Source organism: Paenibacillus stellifer (assembly GCF_000758685.1).
GTDB classification, from domain to species: domain Bacteria; phylum Bacillota; class Bacilli; order Paenibacillales; family Paenibacillaceae; genus Paenibacillus_AQ; species Paenibacillus_AQ stellifer.
This window is the reverse complement of the sequence record NZ_CP009286.1, coordinates 3,472,243-3,486,668: the sequence shown is the minus strand read 5'-3', so window position 1 is coordinate 3,486,668 and position 14,426 is coordinate 3,472,243. Positions and strand designations below refer to the sequence as shown.

Annotated in this window: 15 protein-coding genes and 1 pseudogene; 7 read left to right on the top strand and 9 right to left on the bottom strand. The window is 49.6% G+C overall.

From position 1 onward, the window contains the following. Window positions 1-113: 113 nt before the first annotated feature. The 4 genes and pseudogenes from PSTEL_RS16135 to PSTEL_RS16120 all read right to left on the bottom strand — a co-directional run. Window positions 114-1,307, bottom strand: a complete 1,194-nt coding sequence (locus PSTEL_RS16135; protein ID WP_038696857.1) for a Ger(x)C family spore germination protein — start codon at window positions 1,305-1,307, stop codon at window positions 114-116. Further along, window positions 1,300-2,403 carry a GerAB/ArcD/ProY family transporter gene (locus tag PSTEL_RS16130; RefSeq protein ID WP_038696855.1) on the bottom strand — a complete coding sequence of 368 codons (1,104 nt, stop codon included), beginning with the start codon at window positions 2,401-2,403 and terminating at the stop codon, window positions 1,300-1,302. The genes PSTEL_RS16135 and PSTEL_RS16130 overlap by 8 nt, the downstream gene beginning before the upstream one ends. A gap of 21 nt (window positions 2,404-2,424) precedes the next feature. Further along, window positions 2,425-4,095, bottom strand: a complete 1,671-nt coding sequence (locus tag PSTEL_RS16125; protein WP_038696853.1) for a spore germination protein — start codon at window positions 4,093-4,095, stop codon at window positions 2,425-2,427. A 75-nt stretch (window positions 4,096-4,170) separates the two neighbouring features. Further along, window positions 4,171-4,671 (bottom strand): annotated as a pseudogene (locus PSTEL_RS16120) (cupin domain-containing protein); the annotation flags it as partial. Between the two features lie 105 nt (window positions 4,672-4,776). On the opposite strand from PSTEL_RS16120, the gene PSTEL_RS16115 reads away from it, so the two are divergent. Then, window positions 4,777-6,072 carry an IS110 family RNA-guided transposase gene (locus PSTEL_RS16115; protein ID WP_038692930.1) on the top strand — a complete coding sequence of 432 codons (1,296 nt, stop codon included), beginning with the start codon at window positions 4,777-4,779 and terminating at the stop codon, window positions 6,070-6,072. Between the two features lie 300 nt (window positions 6,073-6,372). On the opposite strand, the gene PSTEL_RS26360 is transcribed toward PSTEL_RS16115, so the two are convergent. Together PSTEL_RS26360 and PSTEL_RS16105 are read right to left on the bottom strand one after the other, a co-directional pair. Continuing rightward, window positions 6,373-6,858 (bottom strand): hypothetical protein, encoded by a 486-nt coding sequence (locus tag PSTEL_RS26360; protein WP_052098564.1) that lies wholly within the window; start codon window positions 6,856-6,858, stop codon window positions 6,373-6,375. A 73-nt stretch (window positions 6,859-6,931) separates the two neighbouring features. Continuing rightward, entirely contained in the window at window positions 6,932-7,792 is an 861-nt protein-coding gene (locus tag PSTEL_RS16105; protein ID WP_084065125.1) for a lipase family protein, read from the bottom strand. Window positions 7,793-8,015: 223 nt separating this feature from the next. Here PSTEL_RS16105 and PSTEL_RS16100 point away from each other — a divergent pair, with 223 nt between their 5' ends. From PSTEL_RS16100 to PSTEL_RS16075, 6 genes are all read left to right on the top strand, one after another. Then, window positions 8,016-9,179 carry a pyridoxal phosphate-dependent aminotransferase gene (locus tag PSTEL_RS16100; RefSeq protein ID WP_038696843.1) on the top strand — a complete coding sequence of 388 codons (1,164 nt, stop codon included), beginning with the start codon at window positions 8,016-8,018 and terminating at the stop codon, window positions 9,177-9,179. A 37-nt stretch (window positions 9,180-9,216) separates the two neighbouring features. Continuing rightward, window positions 9,217-10,080, top strand: coding sequence for a MetQ/NlpA family ABC transporter substrate-binding protein (locus PSTEL_RS16095; protein ID WP_038696841.1), 864 nt, complete (start codon window positions 9,217-9,219; stop codon window positions 10,078-10,080). Window positions 10,081-10,130: 50 nt separating this feature from the next. Continuing rightward, complete coding sequence (locus PSTEL_RS16090; RefSeq protein ID WP_038696840.1) at window positions 10,131-11,165, top strand: methionine ABC transporter ATP-binding protein; 1,035 nt, start codon at window positions 10,131-10,133, stop codon at window positions 11,163-11,165. Continuing rightward, window positions 11,158-11,820, top strand: coding sequence for a methionine ABC transporter permease (locus tag PSTEL_RS16085; RefSeq protein WP_038696838.1), 663 nt, complete (start codon window positions 11,158-11,160; stop codon window positions 11,818-11,820). Before PSTEL_RS16090 ends, PSTEL_RS16085 begins: the two co-directional genes overlap by 8 nt. 290 nt (window positions 11,821-12,110) lie before the next feature. Continuing rightward, window positions 12,111-12,512, top strand: coding sequence for a DUF5071 domain-containing protein (locus PSTEL_RS16080; protein ID WP_038696836.1), 402 nt, complete (start codon window positions 12,111-12,113; stop codon window positions 12,510-12,512). A 42-nt stretch (window positions 12,513-12,554) separates the two neighbouring features. Continuing rightward, window positions 12,555-12,926 (top strand): hypothetical protein, encoded by a 372-nt coding sequence (locus PSTEL_RS16075; RefSeq protein ID WP_038696834.1) that lies wholly within the window; start codon window positions 12,555-12,557, stop codon window positions 12,924-12,926. 206 nt (window positions 12,927-13,132) lie between these two features. Here PSTEL_RS16075 and PSTEL_RS28520 read toward each other — a convergent pair whose 3' ends face one another. The 3 genes from PSTEL_RS28520 to PSTEL_RS16060 all read right to left on the bottom strand — a co-directional run bounded on the left by PSTEL_RS28520 (window position 13,133) and on the right by PSTEL_RS16060 (window position 14,386). Further along, a complete protein-coding gene (locus PSTEL_RS28520; protein ID WP_245624970.1) occupies window positions 13,133-13,309 on the bottom strand; it encodes a winged helix-turn-helix transcriptional regulator in 177 nt (58 codons plus the stop codon). A gap of 17 nt (window positions 13,310-13,326) precedes the next feature. Then, window positions 13,327-13,770, bottom strand: coding sequence for an SDR family NAD(P)-dependent oxidoreductase (locus PSTEL_RS16065; RefSeq protein WP_038701071.1), 444 nt, complete (start codon window positions 13,768-13,770; stop codon window positions 13,327-13,329). Window positions 13,771-13,831: 61 nt separating this feature from the next. Then, window positions 13,832-14,386, bottom strand: coding sequence for a Crp/Fnr family transcriptional regulator (locus PSTEL_RS16060; RefSeq protein ID WP_052098561.1), 555 nt, complete (start codon window positions 14,384-14,386; stop codon window positions 13,832-13,834). Between the last annotated feature and the right edge of the window lie 40 nt (window positions 14,387-14,426).

The window sequence follows — 14,426 nt, the reverse complement described above, 5'->3', positions numbered from 1 at the left end:
ATTGGTTCATGTATGTATCTTCTTCATTATAACAGCCGCGCCCTTGATTATGCGCCTGGAACGAGGTATAAGGTGGAATAGCAACCGCCGCATACAGAGCGGGAAACGGCGCCTTATTTTTTGGATGAGCCATAATCCGTAATTTTCAGCTTGATATCGAATGTAACCGGTGTACGGCTGAATACGTCGTCCCAGTGGTCCTCTACCTTCTTCCATACCTTGGGATGCTGGATTTTTAATACATCACGGAAACCGATCACATCGGCATGGTAAGTAGACTGCAGCTTTAACATGACGGAGCTGAGCATATCGGACAACCTTTTCTCGAAAATTTTCTGCGCTTTATCGTTATAGCTGCTGGCAGACGGGTTTTCGTCGATGTCCCAGTTCTCGATCAGCCGCCCCTCTGATTGGATGTTCACATGAAATGAAATGTCATCACCCTTCACAGTGGAAGTTATTTTACTCTTAGCCTCTTTAATCTCATAGGTGATCGGTTCGTTTCGCCAATCATAGCTTTTGATGGTTCCGCCCCTAATCTCGTTCGAAATCCAGGCGATGCTCTCCACATCCGTCTGATTCAGGGAGCCGATCCATCTTCCGGTCTCTCCTTTGATAATCCCGGCACCTGCAGCAACCGTTATACCGTTGTTCTCATTAACCTCTTGCAGGACAAAGCTCTGCTTGATGCTCAACTGCTCGTCGAGCTTGGTCAGGTTAATCCCCTCCATAACTCTGCCTGTTCTGAAATGTCCACGTGGCAGACCTTTCAGCTTGAAAGCGGGAATATCGCCGGTCTGTGCGCCTTCAATCGTATTCTTGGCCGGTCCATGACTCAAAAATACGAGGCAGCTTGGACGAATATCGTTATCGCGAAGTACGAAATCCATGATGTTCTCCATATTATGGCTTTGAGCCAACACGTTGGAGACCACAATTACTTTCAAATGGTGACCAATGACCGGACGGTCAAGCTGGAGCGAGAATTCCCGCATGATTTCTAACAAAGAATCGCCGGTCCCTGTTACATTGAAGAACTGTGGAGGCTGTTGGCTCTTCGTCTGCTGTTGAGCGCTCCCGCTCGATCTCGTCGGAACAATCTGGATAGTGGCTGTCATCACATTGCGTTTCAGATAGCCGACTCCTTGTTCGTCCAGCTTTTGTTCAGTGGGAGTCGGATTTCCTTCATCTAGAGCGAGGCCTATGTACATGCTTAAGTCCTCAATTTCTTTGCTGCTCCAGCATCCCGTTAGAGACGCCAGCAGGCAAGCGGACAACAACAGCGGTATAATGCGGTGTCTAACCATGGCGCTTCAGCCCTTTCTTCCGCAAGAGGAAAATGAGGGACAAAGGTACTGTCACCAATAGAAACAGAAGTACACTCATCATCCCGATAACGGAGCCCAGTTCAAATATTTCATTCATCGTGTGAGGAATGAGCGTGGCGATAAATATGACCGGCATCAGCGCCAGCAGAACCGTCCGGTACTGCACAGGGAACACCTGCGAAATCCCCAGGGAGGCAGTGTAAAAAAAGCTGGTGAAGTTGCAGAACAGCTGCATCATCCATATAACCAGAAACGGAAACTCGAACCGTTCAAAAAACAAACCCGAGATTTCAAAGCTTCTAAGCAGGTCGATTGTCGGCCATGTGCTTCTCTGCAAGCTGCCGATAGTCATGCTTCCAATCACGATGACGGTGGTCAGAAAATATAGAAACAGAGGAATGCCCAATCCCGCGAGCATCGTTTTGACCGCGTGTTCGGGGTGCTGTAGATGACCAACGAGAACCAGAACAACTTCACAACCCGAGAAGACGAGGATTGACGACTTCAGCCCTTTGATAACCGGAGAAAGCCCCTCCCCCAGAAAAGGACGCAAATGTTGGATATCGAAAATTCTCACACTGAGAAAGAGGCTGAGCAGCAGTATCAGAATGCTAATGGGAAATATGATCTGAAACAGGCGGGCAATCGCATTAATACCTCCCGCTGCCAAATACACCGAAGCCCATATAAAAGGGATGACGATGGCCCAAATGGGGGTACCCTCCAGCAAAAAAAACAAGGTCACTTCGGCAAATACGCGAATCTCGAACCCGGCGATCATTACAAAGAAAAGGATGAGCAGAAGCGATAATGCGCTTCCCGGTATCGTGCCGACGATTTTTTTGGAATACTCAAACACCGTTTTCCCCGGAAATTGCTGGCTTAATTTTACCATGACCAGAATGGCAAGCATGACCAAGACGCCTCCCAGCAATACGGATAGCCAGGAATCCGGAGTTTGTACTTTTTCGGTGACGTCCCTTGGAAGTGTCAGAATGCCTGCGCCAAGCACACTGTCGGTCAAGAAGATAGCCGCTTGCGACGAGGTGATTTTGTCATCGGAGCGAATAAACATTCGGTTACCTCCAGCTCGGGTCTAATGGGTTCGCGATTTGCGGCGAATCGTCTTCATCATCTGGGGTTTGCGTTTCATCAAGTTCAGCGGGGCACGGATGAACAAGTCTTTCCAATCCCGGATGCGGAAGGGGGAGATGGGCGTCACGTACGGAACTCCAAAGCTCTTCAGTCTGGTCAGATGGCTGCTCATGAACAGAAAGAACAGGATGGTCCCCAAAATTCCCAGGGCAGCGGCGAAGAACATCCCGGCAAAACGCAAAATGCGCAGCGTAATTCCGGTGCTGTACATCGGGATGGAGAAGGAAGCGACTGCGGTTACCGAGACGACGATAACGAGAAACGGACTGACGATGCCCGCCTGGACGGCCGCTTCGCCGATGATCAGGCCGCCGACGATGCCCATCGCAGGTCCGATCGGCCTCGGCAGTCTTATCGCCGCTTCCCGCAAAATTTCGATCGAAACCTCCAGAATTAATATCTCGATCAGAGATGGAAAGGGGACACGTTGTCGTGCCTGGATAATGGTGATAGCCAGATCGGTCGGAATCAGACCCGGGTGAAAGGATATGAATGAAATATAGAGCGATGGGGCCATCAGGGCCAGAAAAGCGGCTACGAACCGGAGCAAGCGCAATAAGGAACCTCCGATCCAACGCTCATAATAATCCTCCGGTGACTGGAGAAGCATGCTGAACGTTACCGGAACAATGAGCGCGAACGGGGTCCCGTCAAGCAGAATCGCGATTCGTCCATCCATTAAGGCGCTCATGACCCGGTCCAGTCTTTCCGTATTTTGGGCCTGTTGGAACGGGCTCAGAATATCATCCTCGATCAGCTGCTCCACGTAACCGGATTCGGCGATAAAATCGAGATCGATCTTATCAATTCGCTTCTCTACTTCCCGCAGCAGTTCCGGGTTCACGATGTCCTTCATGTATGCGAGCACCAGGTCTCTTTTGACAAAGTTACCGACCACATACTTCTTCATCTCAAGCTGCTCCGTTCGCCCTTGACGCCGCAGTATGGCGGTATTATCGCTTAATTGCTCGGAGAAGCCCGTTCTTGGGCCGCGCACCAGCCCTTCCGAGATCGGCTCCGAAATGCTTCTCGTCTTGCCGTCAGGCGCACCGACGAGCAGGGCATGCGGCATTCCTTCAACCAGCAAAGCGGTATAACCGTTCAATATTGCTTCGTTCAGGCTTATAAGTCCGGTTTCTTCAGTCACTTCGCTTGCTGGCAGCATATTCTTGATCAAATACGCTGAAAAATCATCCGGGGCTTGTGCCTTTAATCCGTGTTTCGCGTCAGGTTCCGCAGCTGACATGAACGCCTGCATTACCTGGGTGTCGATATGCTCTTCAGCGATCATTCCATCCACATAAATCAGCGTCGCCCGCTTCTGCAGCGCCGCTATTTCGAAATCCCGGAAGTGGACATCGCAGTTGCTGCCGATTGCTTCCTTGATGGCACTTCGATTGTTTTCGTAATCTGCGGGTAGCGGTGGATCATTCTTGTCCACAGCTTGAACATCTCCGGAGGTTCCCCCGTCTCCATTCTTTCCTTCAATGCCCTTGAAGACCGCACGAAGCTTGTTGATCAAGGCGATGAAGGCGATGGGAATCAGCAAACAAAATCCCGCTTGCATGAAGATCGTCCAATCCGGAATATAGGATAGAATCTTTTGCCACACCGTACCACATCTCCCAGCTAGTTCTCTTGTCTGTTAACTTGCCCAGAAGCTGGAATTTACATGCAGCGAAGCCCTTTAAGGGTATTTGACAACCGGCCATTTCTCCTTGCGGAGCTTGGAGATGAACTCTGGCGTTACATTTAGATTGCTCTCAACCAGCTGGTGAGGCGTCAGCGCCATCCATTGATTCAGTGACACGTCCTGGAACCGGTCGCTTTTGAACATTTCCAGGAACCACAGTGTAGTGTCCCCGGTGTTCTGGATATAGTGGCCGAACGCAAAAGGAACGTATCCGACATCCCCGGCCCTGAAATCGAATGTTCGGGCGTTGCCGTTGGCGCCGAATACCGTCATTCGGCCGCTGCCGGACAAATAATACTGCCATTCATCGTTATTGGGATGCCAATGAAGCTCGCGCATCGCGCCGGGTTCAATCTCCACAAGGGCGGCAGCGATTTGCTTCGCGACCGGAAAGTTGGTGGAGTCTACAATCCGCACCGATCCGCCGGGCGTCTTGAGCGGCTTCTGGGCAAGCAGCTCATGCTTGAAGGGAAGCGGAACTGTGCCATAAGGAGCCATTCCTGTAATGAATTAATCTGAGGTTTGAATGAAAAAAGCGCCTTCTGTATACTGGGAAACGTTCCGACCAAAGAACAATTTCAGCATAGGAGGCACTCTATCATGAAGTATAAACAATCGAAGAAACAGAATCAACGAATCACCCGAATTTCCGAAAATACCCTCGTGGTCGGCGCAGATATCGCCAAAGATACCCATGTGGCTCGCGCCATAGACTTTCGAGGGATCGAACTGGGTAAGGATTGTGTGTTCTCTAATACCCGTGCCGGACTCGAGCAACTGGTTCAGTGGATGAAGGAGCTTCAGCAGGAGCATGCCAAGAGTGACGTCCTCTTCGGTATTGAGCCCACCGGACACTACTGGTTTACGCTGGCGGAATATTTAGGGCGGCAGGGCATTCCTTTGGTCATTGTGAATCCGCATCACGTACACAAAAGCAAAGAACTGGAAGACAATTCACCCACGAAAAATGACTATAAAGATGCCAAGGTCATTGCCGATTTGGTGCGAAACGGGAAGTACAGCGAGCCCAAACTGCCAACGAGCGTTTACGCCGACCTGCGGATTCTCATGAATCTTCGGGAGAAGATCATGGTGAACTTCGGACAGGTGCAAAGACGGGTGCAGAACTGGCTGGACCGCTTTTTTCCGGAGTACACGCAGGTGTTCAAAGACTGGGAAGGCAAGGCATCACGCATTACGCTTAGCGAGTTTCCAACGCCAGGAGAAATCGTAGAGATGGGCACAGAGGCCATTGTCCAGCGGTGGAAAAAAGACGTAAAACGAGCCGTAGGGGCGAAACGAGCGCTGCACCTCATGGAAACGGCGAGGCGTTCCATCGGGCTTACGGAAGGACTTCCCGGAGCGAAAGTGGAGATCAAGACGCTTCTGGAGCAGTATGAGATGTTCGCCAGACAACTCGAAGAGATTCTGGCCGAGGTGGAACGTCTCCTTGCTCAAATTCCGGGAACGAAAGAGATGCTTACCGTTCCGGGCGTAGCCGTAGTTACGTTGGCAGGGTTTCTCGCCGAAGTCGGGGATCTGAGCGGTTACGAGCATGGACAGCAGATTATTCGGCTCGCCGGACTAAACCTCAAGGAGAACAGTTCAGGAAAGAAAAAAGGTAAATCCAGCATTACCAAACGTGGACGCGCACGCCTAAGGGCGCTGCTGTTCCGGGCGGTGATGCCCATGGTGGCAAAGAACGCCGAGTTTAAGGCACTGCACCAGTATTTCACCAAGCGAAGTCAAAATCCGCTCAAGAAAAAGCAATCCCTTGTAGCCTTGTGTGGGAAGCTCATTCGCGTGCTTCATACGCTCGGAACCAAGCAGGTTCCGTATAACGCAAACGACGTGTTAGGGCCGGTGCGTCAGGCTCAGTTACAGATGGCAGCTTAAGCCAAACCGAATTCATGTTTACCGCCGGATCGGAATGAACCAAGACAACGGAAGCACGGAGCAGCCGTAGGAATTATTCCATAAGGGCAACGACCCTGTAAAGGAGCAAGAAACGGCGTCCACCTTTTGAGAGGCAGAACGAAGGAATGTAAGGGCTAAGACCCAGCGTGACATGGGAGGGTAAGCCGTCAAAAGAAGGTGTGGATATCCAAGGTGCGATCAGAGGAATTATCTAAGGGTTGGAAATAATCCCCCGACCTCTATTCCCGCCACCGGCTCCTCCAGAAAATAATGTCATCCTTACATGACTTCTCCATCTCTCGATCTGTCAATGAGTGAAAATCCGAGAAAGAGTGAGTAAACAAGAGATTTTATTAATTTATAGTGGGAGGTTCCTCCAATAACCTTGCCGCCGGCGAGCATAATCTCAACATCGATTTGGTAATGACTTTTTGTCTTGGATGAATTATAGATCGTCTCCAGCGGATGATTCTTGACGATAAAGCCGTAGGTGATGATTTCTTTCCCCAGATAGAGTTCCGGTTCCTTGTTCTGAAGACCCCAGATCAGCATATAGGGTGCCTCAATCAGCCTCTTGTTGTCCAGGTTGTACCGGTTCGTTTCCCCTCGATTAGAGACAATTTCATATCCCTGCGATTGCACATAATCCGCTGCCGTTTGTTTATCGCCTGAAAGCTCAGCTTTAGCATCGGTTCGGCATCCGGAAGCTGTAAGTAGAATTAGCCCTAATATGATGAAGTAGAGAATGAATGGCTTCTGTTTCATGTCCCGATCCGTCCTTTTCACCGTTATATCTATGATTGTAATCCACTTGGCATGGAAAAAATAGTTAACCGATTCAAAGCTTGACCGGATCGGAGGCCCGGGGTATGGCTCCAAATCCGCTGACTTCAATCCGATTGTTTCGATTACTGTCGGCAACGGGGCAGAAGCCGGGATACGCTAAATTTAAGCGGCGGGCGAATTCGGGGTCCAGCTTCGACAGCTCGGCATAATAGCTGCCAATAACGTGATTGTCACCAACTCCGCCATTTTGAAAAGAAAGCTGGGAGAGCGTCCGGACATGGCTGTAATAGTAGCGCTTATCCCGTCTCGGAAGCTTATATACAGTTGGCGGAGCCAGGGTGACGACATCGAACACATTAGCGAAACGCCAGCTGTCCGGGACGTAGGAGGCGCATGCCTTGGCAAAATCCGGGTCGCCGACGCGCGGAGAACCGTAAGTGTATAAGAAGGGCGATCTGAAAGCAGTGTTGGCGGCTGTGTCCACGGCGCATAGAGTTGCCAGTGCGGCGCCAAGGCTGTGCCCTGTAACATACATGGATTTCTCCGGCGGCAGCTTGCCGAGCGCGCGTATCAGCTCCTCCCGTGCCGAGGAGTAGATCGCGGTGAAACCGCGATGTGTGAAGCAGTTGTCGCTGATGTAGCGAAATTTCTTCTGGGAAGCCATCGCATCCGAGATCCAATTGGTCGTGGTGACCGTTCCCCGAAAGGCGACGATAATCTCATCAGTACTTTCCAGAATGAAGCCGAAGGTCTCCCATACATTCGTGATGGATTTGGCCCTGATAATATGTTGAACCGTATAAGGAGACGGAACGACAAATGAGCCGTCCTCGCTTGCGAACTGGACATAGGTTTGTCCACAGATGGCGGCCAGAAAGATGGCCCATTGTTCATGTATTCTGCTGTCTGTCATATGCATCCCGCCTTTCTGTTCTACTATGTATGATGAAAACGCCCGGACGGTGCCTGATGATTATCGAAATCCGTGTGAAAATAAAGAATTTTTCAGAAAAACATTGACACATTTCGACAGCAACTCTATACTGTAATACGTTAATCCGACAAATATAGTATACTTAAAATTATGATTTATGAGCGCTACCAGATAGGATTTTTAGGCAGGAGGAGAGATGGAGATGCCGGAGTTAAGCAATAGATTGGACGGATTTACGGAATCGATTATTCGAAAAATGACCCGCATCGCGAAGCAGCATGATGCGATTAATCTGTCCCAAGGGTTTCCGGATTTCGACCCGCCACGGGAACTGCTGGATGAATTGCGAATAGCGGCGGATGAAGGTCCCCATCAGTATGAGATCACCTGGGGTTCCGAGCTGTTTCGGAAGAAACTGGCGGAGAAGCAGAGCAAGTGGATGGGAATTCCGGTTGATCCGGAATCGAACATCGTTGTAACCTGCGGCAGCACCGAAGCCATGATGGCAGCGATGATGACGGTGTGCAATCCCGGTGATAAAGTTATCGTCTTCTCACCCTTCTACGAAAATTATACCGCTGATGCCATACTGACCGGCGTCACCCCGATTTATGTACCGCTGGCCCCACCCGAATTTCTGTTCGACCCTGAGGAACTCCGTCGCGCGTTCGAGCAGGGCGTCAAAGCGATCATTCTGTGCAACCCCTCTAACCCGACGGGCAAAGTATTCACCCGCAGCGAACTGGAGACTATCGCCAGCCTTGCTGTGGAATTCGATGCATTTGTCATTACGGATGAAGTATACGAGCATATTGTGTTCGAACCCTATACGCATACATATATGGCTTCTCTCCCGGGCATGTTCGAGCGGACGCTGTCCTGCAGCTCGCTCTCCAAGACGTATTCCATTACCGGCTGGAGACTGGGCTATATCATCGGGCCTGCCGGGGTTATTGACGTCTGCCGGAAGGTGCATGATTTTCTGACTGTCGGAGCCGCGGCCCCGCTGCAAAGGGCGGCGGTCAAGGGACTGGAATTGGGCGACGACTATTATGAGGGGCTTACCCGGAGCTATGAACAGAAACGGACGTTGTTTCTGGAAGGGCTGGACCGGATCGGCCTTAAGTATTACAAGCCCCAGGGCGCCTATTATGTGCTGGTCGATATCAGCGAGTTCGGCGAGCCGGACGATTACAAGTTCTGCGAATGGCTGGCGAGTGAAATCGGAGTGGCGGCGGTTCCCGGCTCAAGCTTTTTCCGGGAGGATGTCCGTCAGTATATCCGGTTTCATTTTGCCAAGAAAGAGGAGACGCTGATCGAGGCGCTGAAACGGCTGGAGAAGCTGAAGCTGTACCGGAAATCGTAGTAAATTCAAATAATATAGAGGAAGAGGAATGAATACCATGAACAACATGAAGAAATGGCTGGTCCTCACTTTGACCGTATCGATGCTCGCGCTGCTGCTTGCAGCCTGCGGCGGAAAAGAGGCAGACAGCGGTTCTGCGCAGACGACGAAGAAGGATATCAAGATCGGGGTTTCTCCCGGTCCTTATGGGGATATGATCAAGCAGGCGATTGAGCCTTACATGAAAGAGAAGGGCTATACTATTGAAGTCGTACAGTTCTCGGATTATGTCCAGCCCGATCAGGCGCTCGGCAGCGGGGAAATCGACGCCAACCTGATGCAGCACACGGTATACCTGGAGAAATTCGCAGCAGACAACAAATTGGATATTGGTAAAGTCATCTCGGTGCCGACTGCGGGCATGGGACTGTACTCCAATTCGGTAAAAGAACTGCAGGCGATTCCGGACGGCGCCAAGATAGCGATTCCTACAGATGCTTCCAATCTGGCGCGCGCGCTTCGCTTCCTGAAATCGCTCGATCTGATCACACTGAAGGCGGACATTGACGAGACCAAAGCGACCGTGCACGATATCGCGGAGAATCCGCATAACATCGAATTTGTCACTATGGATGCCGCGCAAATCTCTCGCAGTTTGGACAGCGTGACGCTCGGCATCGTTCCAGGGAACTTCGCCATAGCAGCCAAGATGGATCTTGCGGATGCCATCGCCGTCGAGAAGCTGTCGGAGGATTACAAAAATGTCGTTGCGGTGCGGACTGCGGACATCGACGGGCAGCTGGGCAAAGATTTGAAGGCCGCAGTCGAGTCCGAGCAATTCCATAACGCGATTGAAGACGCGAACGGAATTTTCAAAGCCTTCGATAAGCCGGAATGGTATACAACGAAGTACGCTAAATAAGCCCAAAGCGTGGCAAGCATTGGCTGTGATTGCCAGAGAGGAGGCTTAAGGTGATCGTACTGGACAACATCAACGTCAATTTCAAGCAAAAAGGACGCAGCATGCAGGCCGTCAAATCAGCATCGCTGACCGTCGAAAAAGGCGAAATCTTCGGCATTGTCGGTCCCAGCGGGGCAGGCAAGAGCACATTGGTGCGGGTAATCAATTTGCTGCAGCCGCCCGCTTCAGGCAGAGTGCTCATTAATGGCGAGGATATCACCGCCTTCAAGGGAGCCGCGCTGCGCAGAGTCAGACTGAAAATGGGCATGATCTTTCAGCATTTCAATCTGATCAGCGGGGCGACAGTATTCCAAAACATCGCCTTTGCGTTAAAAGCCAACAACTGTCCCGAGAACCAGATTGCCGGGCGGGTCAAGCAACTGCTGGAGCAGGTGAATCTGTCGGACAAGGCTAACGTGTACCCGGCGAATTTAAGCGGCGGTCAGAAGCAGCGGGTAGCGATCGCCCGGGCGCTTGCGAATGATCCGGAGATTCTGCTGTGCGATGAGGCGACCTCTGCGCTGGATCTTGAGAATACGGAAGAAATCATCCGCATCCTGCGCCGGATTAACCGTGAGAAGCATATTACCGTTGTGTTCATCACACATGAGATGGATGTGGCGCGCAAGCTGTTCGACCGAATCGCGGTCATGGCCGAAGGTGAAATTGTGGAGATCGGCGATACGTACCGGATCTTTACAGAACCCCGGCATGAGCTGACCCAGTCTCTTGTGGCAAGGGTGCTGAACATTGAGGTTCCCGATCACCTGGAGCTTAAGGCCGGGGAGGAAATGCTCAAAATTACCTACACCGGAGAGCGTGCGTATGAGCCTCTGATCAGCAAAGTCTCGAAGGACTTTGATGTGCTGGTCGACATTTTGCATGGCAAAATCGAATACATCCACGGACAGCCTCTTGGCATTCTGCTCATTAAGCTGAGCGGTGAGGCGGCGGAAATTGTTAGGGTCCGCGAGTACATTTCCGGGCAGGTCTTCAAGCTTGAAGTGATCTCGGACCGGGTGGAAGGTGGAGCGCACAATGGATAATACCTGGGATATTCTGCGGCTGGAGCTGTTTCCCGCCATGTGGGACACCTTGATCATGATCTTCATCTCAATGGCCGCTTCGCTGATCTTCGGGCTGCTTATTGGGCTGGTGCTCTATTTATCTTCGAGCCGTCTGTTCTTTCCGAACCGTGTGCTTAACGCAATCATGGGTGTAGTGGTTAATATCATCCGCTCCATCCCGTTCGTTATTTTGCTTGTGCTGCTAATTCCCGTGACCAAGGTGATTGCCGGAACCAGTATTGGCCCGGTGGCTGCTTCCGTTCCGCTGGCTTTTGCGTCTATCGCTTTTTTTGCCCGTCTGGTCGAAGGGGCTTTCAGCGAAGTGGACAAGGGAGTGCTTGAAGCGGCGATTGCCACTGGTGCGGGGCTTGGTCTCATTCTGCGGAAGGTGCTGTTCGTGGAGGCGATGCCCGGCCTTATCCGGGCGACAACCGTAACCGTCATCAGCCTGATCGGCTATTCGGCAATGGCGGGACTCGTAGGCGGCGGCGGGATCGGCGATTTGGCGATCCAATACGGCTATTACCGTTATGAGACGGGAGTCATGTTCGCGACGGTAATTCTGCTGATCCTCATCGTCCAGGGAGCGCAGTTCGTTGGCGACTGGACGGCGCGTATTTTTACGAGAAAGTAGCTCATGTGGCATAACATATTCAGTGCCGGCGGCGCCGGTAATTTGCATCCCTTGGAATGGATCGGATAGACCCTTTGGTTTAGACGATCTGTTTCAAGGGATGTTTTTTTATGATAATGTGGGGAGATAAGCTGTTCCTCAGTAGGACTTGAACATGCAATCAGTTGGAGGAAAAGGATTGAAGGCATAAACTGGAATAATATGCTTATCGGGCAAAATGTATGCGGTGTATCGCAATCAGGCGTATCACAATCAAATGATAATAATCAATAAGATGGTCGGAGGACACTATGGAGGATCTGACTGTTTACTTGCCAAGGGATAAGCATGATTTCGAGAGAGTAGATGTTTTGAAGAATACAGACAAATCAATAGTAATAGCACTGATTCCGCAACTGCTGGAATGGCTGCAAGACATAAATTGGCCTATCGCTGAGGATATTGCCAAGCTGTTGCTTCAATGCCCGGAAGAGACCATTCCCCATGTTAAAGCCGTTTTGCAAATGGATGATGATATTTGGAAGGAATGGTGTTTAGAATATTTTGTTAAAGAACTGCCAGTCGAATTAATGGCAAGTTTCAAATCGGATGTAATCCGGATATCTAGCCATCCAACTCCGGGAGAAGTACTAGAGGAAGTTCATGAAACTGCTAAAGAAATATTGGAGATAATGGAAAAGCGGTTAAAATAACATAATGCTGCTAAGTGGTAGGCAAATGAGAGGAGATAACGAATGCCAAGCGAAAAAAACTTTACCCCCATTTTTGACCAACTGAAAAAAATCTTGAAAGAATATGAGCCCGAGATGGTTGTAAAGACGGACTCATCCGAGCAATATTATTTGGATACACACAAGATCAATCCCGTTAATAATAAAATAATCTTCTTCGCCGCAACGATCATCAAGAAAAATTACGTCAGTTTCTATTTGATGCCAATCTACTCGTATCCAGAGCTATTGAACGAGATTCCGGATTCTTTGCGGAAACGGATGCAGGGGAAATCCTGTTTTAATTTTAAAGCGCCGGATGATGATTTATTTCAGGAATTGAAAATATTAACGAATAAAGGCTATCAGAAATATAAAGAAATGGATTTGATTTAGCAGTTTCAAGCAATCCCTCTAAGGGGAATCTGTTTCATCTAACCTTTTGGGTAGTAACTACCATTAAAGTGGGTTCTTTTTTACTTGAACAAGGCGATGTATAATTTTTCACAGGAAAGGAGGGACATGACTGAGTATATGTTTCTCGAGGTCAAGCCTTTCACCAGAGTTGATTTGACTATCGTGAACGATGTCTGGAGTACGGTTCATTCCTTCGATGCTTGTTGGTTAGCATGACCCCATTGGCCCATAAGCTGGAGGATGGGAATCAGGGTTTTGCCCTTCTCGGTTAACGAATATTCGACTTTGGGTGGTACTTGCTGGTATACTTTCCGGTTGATTAGCAAGGACGCCTCCAGATCTTTAAGCTGCTGGCTCAGCATCTTGTGGGTGATGCCAGCTACATCCTTTTTAATCTGTCCGTATCTAAGAACATCGTGACTGTCATGAGGTCTGGCAGGAAATAATGAATGAGCTTCACAAGAGCATGGATATTCAATTCGATCATCCTGATCTGCTCATCGATATCAAGGTGATCGAACTCTCCAAACATCCCGGCTCCTGCGTTGTTCACCAAGGTGTCGATGATAATATTCTGTGACTTGCACCATTCATATATGGACTTGGGGGCTTCTTTTTCTGATAAGTCGCAGCTAAACCACAATACCCTAATGTGATAACTCTCCATCAACCGTATGGATACTTCCTCCAACAGGTGCTGCCTTCTTGCAACCAATATTAAATTAGCGCCGCGCTTAGCAAAAGCTTCAGCCAATTCATTTCCGATCCCGCTGCTTGCCCCAGTAATCAATATAAAAGTATCGCAACGATTCTCCGCATCCATTTGACATTCTCCTAACGTATGAAATTCATTCAGATCATACAATAGGAGAAGGGTTCTTTCTTTAACATTTGTTAAGTTTATTCAACTTGCTTCTAATTCTGCTGAGCGAGACTTGAGAAATGCCAAGATACGAAGCAATATAGCCAAGGTTGATCCGTTCCTCAATATGCGGGTGACGCCTAAGTAAGTGAACATATCTCTCGGAGGCCGTCTCCAATTGGAAGCTGCGCTCACGCTCTTCTTTATAAATTAGAGCTTGTTCTTGTATCTTCTTGATCAGCTTTAGCCAGAACAAACTATCGTTGGTCAATTGTTCGAACGAGCGATAGTCCGCGCAGAGCAGCAGGCAGTCCTCCAAGGCTTCGATATAATAATGTGATTCTTGCCTTAGAAGCAGTGCCGAATACGAAATGACAGAGCCTTCAAAACAAAAATATTTAGTCACGTCGTTGCTTTTGCCATCCACATAGTAACATCGCAACAAGCCTGATACATTATATGCCAGTTTATTTGGGATATCTCCTTCTTTGAGAAAAAGCTCCTTTTTACTAAGGCGTGCCGGCTTGAAAATGTCCATGGCATTTCTTTTTTCTGCTTCTGGAATTGTTGTGGACATTAGTGCCTCCATAGTATGGAATAATGATTCATACCAACTA

Coding starts and splice junctions, on each gene's coding strand:
- PSTEL_RS26360 (WP_052098564.1), bottom strand. CDS start 6,858: ATGAAACAGAAGCCATTCATTCTCTACTTCATCATATTAGGGCTAATT.
- PSTEL_RS16135 (WP_038696857.1), bottom strand. CDS start 1,307: ATGGTTAGACACCGCATTATACCGCTGTTGTTGTCCGCTTGCCTGCTG.
- PSTEL_RS16115 (WP_038692930.1), top strand. CDS start 4,777: ATGAAGTATAAACAATCGAAGAAACAGAATCAACGAATCACCCGAATT.
- PSTEL_RS16100 (WP_038696843.1), top strand. CDS start 8,016: ATGCCGGAGTTAAGCAATAGATTGGACGGATTTACGGAATCGATTATT.
- PSTEL_RS16105 (WP_084065125.1), bottom strand. CDS start 7,792: ATGACAGACAGCAGAATACATGAACAATGGGCCATCTTTCTGGCCGCC.
- PSTEL_RS28520 (WP_245624970.1), bottom strand. CDS start 13,309: ATGCTGAGCCAGCAGCTTAAAGATCTGGAGGCGTCCTTGCTAATCAAC.
- PSTEL_RS16065 (WP_038701071.1), bottom strand. CDS start 13,770: ATGGATGCGGAGAATCGTTGCGATACTTTTATATTGATTACTGGGGCA.
- PSTEL_RS16075 (WP_038696834.1), top strand. CDS start 12,555: ATGCCAAGCGAAAAAAACTTTACCCCCATTTTTGACCAACTGAAAAAA.
- PSTEL_RS16085 (WP_038696838.1), top strand. CDS start 11,158: ATGGATAATACCTGGGATATTCTGCGGCTGGAGCTGTTTCCCGCCATG.
- PSTEL_RS16080 (WP_038696836.1), top strand. CDS start 12,111: ATGGAGGATCTGACTGTTTACTTGCCAAGGGATAAGCATGATTTCGAG.
- PSTEL_RS16130 (WP_038696855.1), bottom strand. CDS start 2,403: ATGTTTATTCGCTCCGATGACAAAATCACCTCGTCGCAAGCGGCTATC.
- PSTEL_RS16060 (WP_052098561.1), bottom strand. CDS start 14,386: ATGTCCACAACAATTCCAGAAGCAGAAAAAAGAAATGCCATGGACATT.
- PSTEL_RS16095 (WP_038696841.1), top strand. CDS start 9,217: ATGAACAACATGAAGAAATGGCTGGTCCTCACTTTGACCGTATCGATG.